2 protein-coding genes are annotated in these 2401 nt (G+C 68.4%); both read right to left on the reverse strand.

The annotated features are described in order from the left end of the window. Nucleotides 1-11: 11 nt before the first annotated feature. Nucleotides 12-1256 (reverse strand): tyrosine-type recombinase/integrase, encoded by a 1245-nt coding sequence (locus ACZ3I4_RS47805; RefSeq protein WP_465388839.1) that lies wholly within the window; start codon nt 1254-1256, stop codon nt 12-14. Then, nucleotides 1253-2299, reverse strand: a complete 1047-nt coding sequence (locus ACZ3I4_RS47810; protein WP_465388840.1) for a tyrosine-type recombinase/integrase — start codon at nt 2297-2299, stop codon at nt 1253-1255. Before ACZ3I4_RS47810 ends, ACZ3I4_RS47805 begins: the two co-directional genes overlap by 4 nt. Nucleotides 2300-2401 lie beyond the last annotated feature (102 nt).

Genomic DNA, 2401 nt, shown 5'->3' on the forward strand with positions numbered 1-2401 from the left:
TGTCAAGTCGATCATGATGCTTGTTGGTCCAGGCCGTTCAGGAGCCGGGTGAACAGGTCGGCGCGGTGGGTTTGGTCGTGTGCGGCGGCGTGGTCGTGCTGGGCTTGCAGGGTGGGCCGGAATGCGATGCTGGTTTGGAAGAAGGTGCAGGTTTCGCAGATGGCTTCGAAGGCGCAGTCGAGTTCGGGTGGGCGGGTGCAGTAGCCGTTGCCGAGGAGCCGGTGGTGCTCGCGGCGTAGCCGTGCCATGCGGGGTCCGATGGTGTCGGCGGGTAGTGGTTTTCCTTGCTGGTAAAGGGATTCGACTTTCTCGGTGACGGCGAAGTATTCGTCGGCGACGGTTCGGTTGGCGATTTTGGCGTAGCGCAGGGTCATGTCGAGGCTGCGGTGGCCGAGCAGGGCGGCGATGGCTTCGAGGGTCATGCCGCGGTTGATGGCCTGGGTGGCCAGGGTGTGCCGGAGTTGGTGCGGGTGGATGTGGTTCAGGCCGGCTGCGGTGCCGGCTTTGTTGATGAGCCTGGTGACGGTGTGCCGGTCGAGGGGGCGGCCGTTCTCCCGGGGTAGCAGCAGGGGGTTGTCGGCGTCGACGTGGGCGGTGCGGTAGTCACCGATGAGGGTGATCAGGTGTGGGTGCAAAGGCAGGTAGCGGTCTTCGCGGAGTTTGCCGACGGGGACGTGCAGCCAGTGCGCGGCGCCGATGAGCACGATCGCGTCGGCTTGCAGTGCGGTGAACTCGCCGACGCGCAGTCCGGTGCGTAACAGGACTTCGACGACGACGCGGACGAGCAGGCGGGGTTCGGCTTGGGCGGCGCGCAGCAGTTTCGCCGCGGACGGGTCGTCGAGTGCTTTCGGCAGCGGGTGGTCTTGGCGGGGCAGGTCGGCGGGGATGATCGGGATCCGGGCGGGTGCTTCGGGCCATTCCCAGTCGGTGATCCGGACGAAGAACATGCGCAGCGTGCCGAGACGGTGGGCGAGGGTGGCTGGGGTGAGCTGGGCGGTGCGGTATCCGGACCTGGTGTTCAGCCAGGTCCGGAAGTCCTCGATGTGCCGGCGCCGGATGTCGGCGATGAACCGGACTTCGGGCGTCTGCTCGACGAGGAACGCGGCCAGGGATCGCAGGGCCAGGTCGGCGCCTTTCACGCTGCCCGGCCGTAGGATGTGGGCCAGCTGGTCGAGATAGCGGCGCATCGGCGTCACTATGTCGGGGATCGTGGCGGCCAGCGGGTCCCAGCCGGGGAGCCGCCGCGAGCCGGTCATCGTCCACCCTCGATAATGTCAAAGCCGTTGCGGGGCAACGGTTTGCCGGAGAACAGTTGCGCGTCGATCGCCTCGGCGGCCCGCCGGTATTGCGAGGCCAGCCAGTCGTCGGCCAGGTGCAGATAGATCCGGGTGGACTCGATCGAGGCGTGTCCGGCCTGGGCCTGGACGGCTTCCAGCGCCATGCCCGCCTCCCGCAATCGGGTCAGGCAGGTGTGCCGCAGTTGATGGCAGGTCACTTTGCTCAGGCCGGCTCGCTGCCGGGCCGAGTCCAGGATCTGATCCAGCCCGGCCGCGGACAACGGACGGCCCCGCCGCGGGCCTTTCAACACGACGAACAGCCGGTCGGTGTCGATGCCGGGCGGGCGTTCGGCGTCGAGGTAGGCAGCGACCGAGGCGAAGAACCGGCCGGAGACCGGGATCTGCCGCTGATGACCGCCCTTGCCGTCGGCGATGAACACCCGGCGGGCGGCGACCTGCAGATCCTCCAGGCGCAGGCCGAGAACCTCGCACCGGCGCAGGCCGCCCAGCACCATCGCCTCGGCCATCGCCCGGTCCCGATGCGTGCGCAGCGCCGCCAGCAACGCATCCACCTGGACCGGCTGCAGAATCCGCGGCAGAGTCCGTGGAACCCGCACCAGCGGAACACCCTGGCGGGGACGTTGCCGTTCCCGGCGCGTCGGCAGTCCCCGCGGCACCGGGTTCGCCTCGACATCACCGCGGGCCTGCAGGAACGCGAACAGCCCGGACACGCTCGACAACCGGCGGCGGACCGTCCGCGCCGACACCCCACCACCGTCGCCGGCGATCTGCAACCGCTGGGCCGGGCCACCGGCATACTGCGCGGTCACGAACGCGAGCACGTCCGCTGCGACGACCCGGCTCGGCGCCTTGCCGACCACGGTGAAGAACACCTTCAAGTCATAGGCGACCGCGACGACCGTGTTCGGCCGTGACCGCACCGCCAAAAACTCCAGATACGCATCCAGCAACGCCACCCCGAACCGCACGACCAGACCACCAGCCGCGTCCCGAGACCGCACCAACCGCAAACCACTCCACGCCGACATCCAGGCACCCCTCACCACCCGATCCACCAGCACAAACATGCCGTGGATCACCAAGGATTACCTGCATATCAAGCA

The sequence above is a fragment of the Actinoplanes sp. NPDC021490 genome, from assembly GCF_055562135.1.